This is a genomic window from Rhodopirellula maiorica SM1, from assembly GCF_000346295.1.
Taxonomy (GTDB): domain Bacteria; phylum Planctomycetota; class Planctomycetia; order Pirellulales; family Pirellulaceae; genus Novipirellula; species Novipirellula maiorica.
Map to the genome: position 1 here is coordinate 1 of NZ_ANOG01000992.1, position 7147 is coordinate 7147.

The following is a 7147-nucleotide window of genomic DNA, read 5'->3' on the forward strand; positions in this document are numbered from 1 at the left end:
ATGGTCGTGGTGTCGCTGGAATCTCCCTCGCTGCCCGGCGGACGCTTCGAGTCAAACGCATCACCATCGAGTGTGGTTTCCCCCGCGACGCCGCTGCCAGCCACCGGAGAGGGCGTGTCGCTGATTTCGCTGAGGATGCCTGCCAAGTCGATTGGAGGACTCAAATCGGCCGGCGGTGCCGCGGCTGCCGCAACATCACCTGATTTGGCTGCCGAATTCTCACTCGCCGCTGCCTGGTTTATGTCGGCAGAATCAACATAGCGGTCGCGGTCGGGCATTCGGTGCACCATTGCGATCCCCGCCGGGCGATCCACTTCCGATCCCGTTCCCGATGGCGTCCGCGCCCAAAAAATTCCCAATCCAGTCAGCAGAACGACGTGGAATGTTAGCGACAGCAACAGTGCCGGCAGCGGCCGCTCGGGTAAATCCATCTCCAACGGGTCCCCTGACGCGTGTAAACGCGGGTTGCCGTTTGCGTTCGTTGCGGGCGAGCTGGATCGGTTCATAGAAGAATTGTGTGTGAATTTTAGCAGCAAAAGGCAGCTGTTTTTCGCCGCAACGCCCCAATCGGCGGATGAATGGCGCTTTTCAAGCTCGCTTTCGACAATTACTTTAGTAGCTATTCATTCTAACCCTAAACCAACACCTTGGTGACTCGCCAGATTGGTGGGAAAGATCAACCTAGTGGAGAGAGAACACGTGAGCGACGCTCGATACCTATTTACAAGTGAATCTGTCAGCATGGGCCACCCCGACAAGCTGGCCGATCGTATTTCTGATGGAATCCTCGACGCGTTGTTGGCGCAAGACCCAAATAGCCGCGTGGCCTGTGAAACCATGGTCACCACTGGCATCGCAATCGTCGCAGGTGAAATCTCCACTCAAGCCAAAGTTCAATATTCGGACGTCGTCCGCGAAGTCATCAACGAAGTCGGTTACACCGATGATGAAATGGGCATCTGTGGCAACACTTGTGCCGTCATGGTCTCGCTCGACACCCAAAGCCCCGACATTGCCCAAGGTGTTAACTCGGACGACTCCAGTGGTAAAGACGTTGGCGCCGGTGACCAAGGGTTGATGTTCGGCTATGCCTGCAAAGACACTCCTGAATTGATGCCAATGCCGATCGCGTTGTCGCATCGCATCATCAACCGCATCACCGAAGCTCGATTCGCCAAAGAGGTCGACTGGTTGCGTCCCGATAACAAGGCACAAGTCACGGTTGAATACGAAGGACAAACGCCGGTCCGCGTTGACACTGTTGTCGTCAGTGCTCAGCACAGCCCCGATGTGACCAACGATGAGATCAAAAAGTTCATCATCGAAAACGTGATCAAGCCCTCGATCCCAGCCGAGTTGGACAAAGGCGACATCAAGTACCACATCAACCCCACTGGCAAATTCGTAGTCGGTGGACCTCACGGCGACTGTGGTTTGACCGGTCGCAAGATCATCGTCGACACCTATGGTGGTTGGGGACGTCACGGCGGTGGCGCGTTCAGTGGCAAGGACTCGACCAAAGTCGACCGTAGTGCCGCGTACATGGCGCGCTACGTTGCCAAGAACATCGTTGCATCCGGATTGGCCGATCGCTGCGAAGTTCAACTCGCCTATGCCATCGGTGTGACCGAGCCGGTTAGCGTTCACGTTGATACCGAAGGCACCGGCAAGGTCGAAGACGCCAAATTGTGTGCCTTGGTGCGAGAACACTTCCCGCTGACTCCTTCGGGAATCATCAATCACTTGGAACTGCGTCGACCAGTCTTCCGTCAAACCAGCGCCGGCGGCCACTTTGGACGCGAAGGCGATGCGTTTACTTGGGAAAAAACCGACAAGGCTGAAGCATTGGCTGAAGCTGCCGGAATCGCAGCGACCGCCTAATGCTTGGCTTCGCTTGATTTGAGTTTGGACACACGACGGACTCGCTTAGTCCGTTGTCATGCCATGAAAGAAACGAAAGGGAGATGAGATGCGAATCGCGTGGATAACCGATCCGCATCTCAATCACGTTTCGTCCCGCGATTGGGACCAATGGTCCGATTGCATCGCATCCACACAACCGGATGCTCTTCTGATCACCGGCGATGTCTCCGAAGGGGATGACGTCGTCTTGCAACTCCGCCGCATCGCCGATTCGGTCGCGGCCCCTGTCTACTTTGTGCTTGGCAATCACGACTTTTACCAAAGTTCGATTGCGCGAACTCGCCAGAATGTGATCGCTGCCTCACGCGAACTCGATGCGCTGAACTACTTGACCGACCTCGGCCCGATTCCTTTGGCAGAAGGGATCTTTCTAGTCGGCGAAGATGGCTGGGGCGACGCCACGATCGGCAACTTCGAAGATTCGTTTATCCAGCTGAACGACTTCAAGCTGATTGATGATTTTCGCGAGACGTCCGCGGATCTCTGGAAAGCAAAACTAAACCAACTCGGGGCCGACTCGGCCGCTCGACTGCAAGCCAAACTCGATGCAGTTCCTGTTGATGCCACCCACATCCTTGTTGCGACCCATGTTCCGCCGTTTCGCGAATCGTGTTGGTACGAAGGCAAAACGACCGACGACAATTGGGCCCCTTTCTTTGTTTGCGGCCGAATCGGCCAGACGTTAGTCGAGTTTTGCCAGCACTGCCCGGATTGCAAGACCACGGTCATCTGCGGCCATACACATCACGATGGCATCGCCACCCTACTCGAAAATTTGACGGTCTACACCGGGGCGGCGGTCTACGGATCGCCTGGGATCGAAGCGGTCATCGAGATCACGGCAAACCAGCTTCGCATTCAGAACCATCGTCATTGATAAATGGTCGTTGATCGTTCTGCGATCAGTAGGAATGATCGCGGAGCGATCAACGACTATGACGGCGGACCGATTAGCGTCATGGGAGCATTTACTTTCTACTATGATGTTAGAGAACGATCTCAAACTTGAGCGAACGAAATGACATGGCAAAATCGATCTGGCCTAGCGACGACAAGACCGAAACGCTGCTGATCGCGGCGAAACAGGGTGACGTTGATGCGGTGAACCGCTTACTCGAACGGCATCGCGTCTCGGTGCGGCGATTGGTGGAGATGCGACTCGATCGCAAGGTCCAACGCCGAGTGGACGTCAGCGACGTGGTCCAAGACGTGTTGGTTGAAGCCAGCGGACGGTTGGACAAATACCTCGATGACCCCGCGATGGCGTTCCACCTATGGATTCGTCAAATCGCTTGGGATCGCATCATTGATACGTACCGGCGGCACCGCGTCAGCGCGAAACGCAGCATGGATCGCGAACAAGCCATGGTGATGCCTGGCGGCCAAGATCAATCGTCGGTGGAATTGGCCGCTCAGCTTTGGGATCCTGGACCGACGCCCGCCGCTGCCGCCACCCAGCGCGAGATCGCAGCGCGAGTCGAAGCCGCGATCGAACAACTCGGCGAACAAGATCGTGAGATTATTTTGATGCGGCATTACGAACACCTTTCTAATTTGGAGATCGCCGAGGTGCTTGGCGTCAATCCGCCCGCGGCAAGCATGCGGTACCTACGCGCCGTCCGGCGGCTGCGTGAATTGCTCGACAGCGAGGCGGGTGACGAGTACGCACCGTGAGCAACGAACCGTCTCGAGGTCCGGGCGAACCGAACTCCGATGCAAAAGAGTTCAGTGCCGACGATGAAAAGATTGCTGCGATCTTGGCCGATCTTGCTGATAGTGTCTGCCGCGGAGAACTCGTCGACTTTGCCGCCGTGTGTCACCAGCACCCTCAATACGCCGACGAACTGCGTCGCCTGTGGGGCGCCGTCCTCGTCACCGATACCGCCGGCGTTGCCCACGAACAACGCCCTGATGCAAATGGACTGGCTGCAAACGAGAGTGGCTCGTCGGGCCGTTGGCGAAGTCTGCAATTGCCAACGGAGATCGGTGACTATGAATTGATCCAAGAGATCGGTCGTGGCGGAATGGGCGTCGTCTTTCGAGCCCGACAAATCAGTCTCGATCGCGAAGTCGCTGTGAAAATGATTCTGCGAGGGCGATTGGCCAGCGACACCGACATGCAGCGTTTTCTGGCCGAGGCGTCCGCCACCGCAAAATTAGATCACCCCAGCATCGTGCCGGTGTACGAAGTCGGCGACATCGATGGTCGCCCCTTCTTTAGCATGAAATATATCGACGGCATCACGCTGGCCGAGCGAGTTTCCGATGGACCGATGCCTCAGCGAGAAGCGGCTCAATTGGTGGCCACCGTCGCTCGTGCGATCCAGTTCGCGCACGACGCCGGTGTACTGCATCGTGACATCAAGCCAAGCAACATCTTGTTGCCTCGCGATGGCGTACCGATGATCACCGATTTTGGATTGGCCAAACAATCGGGATCGCAAGTCGATTTGACCCGCAGTGGGATGTTGGTCGGAACGCCGGCGTACATGTCGCCGGAACAAGCAGGCAATCGTCGTGACCTAGTCGGTCCGTCGAGCGATGTGTATAGCCTTGGCTGCGTACTTTATTTTGCATTGACGGGACGCTCGCCGTTTGTTGCCGAGTCACCGATGCAATTAGTGATGTTGGTGATCGAACAAGACCCTAGCCCGCCGCGAGCGCTGCGGCCAAGCCTAGATCGCGACTTGGAAATGATTGTCGTTCGCTGTCTGCAAAAACCGATCGATCTGCGCTACGATTCGGCAGCGGCATTGGCTAGCGATCTAGAAGCGTATCTGGCCGATGAACCGGTTGCCGCACGTAGCGGCCGGTTTGGGCAAGTCGTCGCAAGAGTGTTTCGCGAAACGCATCACGCTGCGGTCCTGGAAAACTGGGGTCTGTTATGGATGTGGCATTCGTTGGTGTTGTTGGTTGCCTGTTTATTGACGTGGCAACTTGATTATCACCACATCACCAACCGAATGGCTTATGCCGGTGTCTGGACTGTCGGTCTGGGGGCGTGGGCTGCGGTGTTTTGGCGAATGCGACAACGTATGGGACCGGTTACCTTCATCGAGCGGCAAGTCGCTCATGTGTGGGGCGCCAGCATGATGGCGATCGCGTTAATGTTTCCGCTAGAGTGGTGGCTCAAGCTGCCGGTACTTACCCTTTCGCCGATGCTTGGGATTGTCACCGCGATGGTTTTCTTGATCAAAGCGGGCATGTTGACAGGAGCATTTTACGTGCAGGCCGTCGCATTATTAGTGGCGTCCGTATTGATGGCGTTGTATCCACCCTGGGCCCATTTGATTTTTGGGATCGTCGGCGGAGGATCTTTTTTCGTCCCTGGCTACCAATACGCCCGCCGTCGACGTCGACAACGCTCGAATTTCGCGTGAACTTCAGTTTGCTGGTGGGAAAACGCTTGAGGTTGGCTCGGGTTCCATCTGCTGATGCAGCACGAGGCGATGGTAAGTGGGCAGGCCTGTGACGCCTCACTAGAATCGGGGCGTGGATGGAGAATTTGAAAGCCGACAAGACGCCAGCGATACGGTGAAGCATGAAAATCAAGTCAAAACGATGGGCAACACTGGCGATCGTGATAGCCGGAATCGTCGGAGCGGGGGCGTGGGCGTTGCCTCGCGTGGTTCCCTACGTCAGTGCGACTCGTCTTGTCGCTGTTCCTCTACCACCAGGCAACATCCCCACCCCCACGCTACGCAGCATTCAGTGGCGCGAGGATTCTGATCTGACTAACCAGATCATTGACGAATGGGCCAAACGGCCTCTCGGTGATTGGAAAACCGAAGGCAAAATAAATGCACCGCGTTCTTTGTTGGCACGATTGATACGACGACACGATCTGGATGCGGCCAATGACTACTTGATCGCCCAGACTCCTTGGGGAAACGCAGGCTCGACATGGCCGGGCAATCCCAACGGCGACTATGACTTCACCATGGCAGGACTAATTCCCATCTTGTTCTTGTTTGGCGACGATTCGAATGTACTCTACCCGCCAGCGAAAGACCACTTGCTAAACACGCTGCTGCCTCTCGATGGCGGTGAACCTCTCTTGACCGTGCCGAGAACAGCGGGGCTGGTTCCTGACACCGAAAACCACTTACTGATGACCGAGGGGTCTCGCTATCTTAAAAACCGCTGGATGATGCTGCACGGCAGCCAACTTGCCAAACACGACAACCTCAGCAATGGGTTGGAGCAATGGTTACTCGACTTAATTGAAGAAATTCGCTCGGCAGGTCCGTATGAGTTTAACTCAATTCCCTATGAAGGTTACACGCTGACAGCGTTATTGAATTTGGAAGCCTTCGGGTCTCCGAGCGTTCAATCCGCGGCGCGAGGGCTGCTTGACCAGCTAAATTGGAACTACGCCGTTGGCAGTTTGCGTTTCCGGCGATTCCCTCCTTTTCGACGCCAGTACGCCCACGCCGCGGATACATCGCTGATGGGGGATCGCCACGTGGGATTGATCAAACCTTGGATCAGCCTGCTGCCGGACTCTCCGAAGGATTTGGAGCTGCGAGGAAATCGTCACATCGCCATTTGGGTGTGCTGGTCGCCGTACCGATTGCCCGATCAAACTGCCCAATGGATCGTCGAGAAGCCAGCGGACTATTTCATCCGCATTGGGCACGGCCCCGAAAGTTCACCTGAAATCTATTCGGGCGGTCCCGGATATCTGCTTAGCGGCGGTGGCGTCCATCGCGGTGATCGCTCTCTCATTGTGGCACGACCGATCACCCTGATTCTCGACGACCCAGCAAATGAGTTGTCGGAAGTACTTCATCTCGCCGGTCCTGGCAAGAACTTTCGCGACTGGAACAACACAGGAGTTTGGCAAAACGTTGCCGCGGCAGCCGGTCCGGTTCACATCCCGCCGCGCTGGAAACCCGCAGCCGCATCCACTCTATGGAAGATCTTCCAACGTGAGTCCAATCTGTGCGTGGCTGTGCATTCACGCGATGACTTCGGTGTTGTCCATATCGTTCGGTCCAGCGATCCTGAGCAGGTGCTCCGCTCGCTTCAGAGTGCCAATTCGAACGCGAAACAGCTGCGTTCTTCGTTCCAAATTCCCAACGGCTCACTCATCCGCTATGACACACATGCGGCGAAAAACCGATGGGTGATTCAGCAGGTCGATGGTCGTCCGATGGACCGTGACTTTGACCGCTGGCCCTCCATGATTGGATCCATCGACGTAACTAATCCAAGCGAAATT

5 protein-coding genes and 1 pseudogene are annotated in these 7147 nt (G+C 56.1%); 5 read left to right on the forward strand and 1 reads right to left on the reverse strand.

Going from position 1 to position 7147, the window contains the following annotated elements:
- Window positions 1–506 (reverse strand): annotated as a pseudogene (locus RMSM_RS32160) (hypothetical protein); the annotation flags it as partial.
- Window positions 507–699: 193 nt separating this feature from the next.
- Between RMSM_RS32160 and metK the strand changes: the two are divergent.
- The 5 genes from metK to RMSM_RS32185 all read left to right on the forward strand — a co-directional run.
- Window positions 700–1881, forward strand: a complete 1182-nt coding sequence (metK, locus tag RMSM_RS32165; protein WP_040770663.1) for a methionine adenosyltransferase — start codon at window positions 700–702, stop codon at window positions 1879–1881.
- Between the two features lie 88 nt (window positions 1882–1969).
- Window positions 1970–2800, forward strand: a complete 831-nt coding sequence (locus RMSM_RS32170) for a metallophosphoesterase family protein (RefSeq protein WP_008707505.1) — start codon at window positions 1970–1972, stop codon at window positions 2798–2800.
- 146 nt (window positions 2801–2946) lie between these two features.
- On the forward strand, window positions 2947–3597 hold the full coding sequence (locus RMSM_RS32175) for a sigma-70 family RNA polymerase sigma factor (protein ID WP_040770664.1): 651 nt from the start codon (window positions 2947–2949) through the stop codon (window positions 3595–3597).
- Complete coding sequence (locus RMSM_RS32180) at window positions 3594–5303, forward strand: serine/threonine-protein kinase (protein ID WP_008707508.1); 1710 nt, start codon at window positions 3594–3596, stop codon at window positions 5301–5303. Before RMSM_RS32175 ends, RMSM_RS32180 begins: the two co-directional genes overlap by 4 nt.
- A 161-nt stretch (window positions 5304–5464) precedes the next feature.
- Window positions 5465–7147, forward strand: a 1683-nt coding sequence (locus RMSM_RS32185) for a hypothetical protein (protein ID WP_008707509.1), incomplete at its 3' end; no start/stop codon positions are given.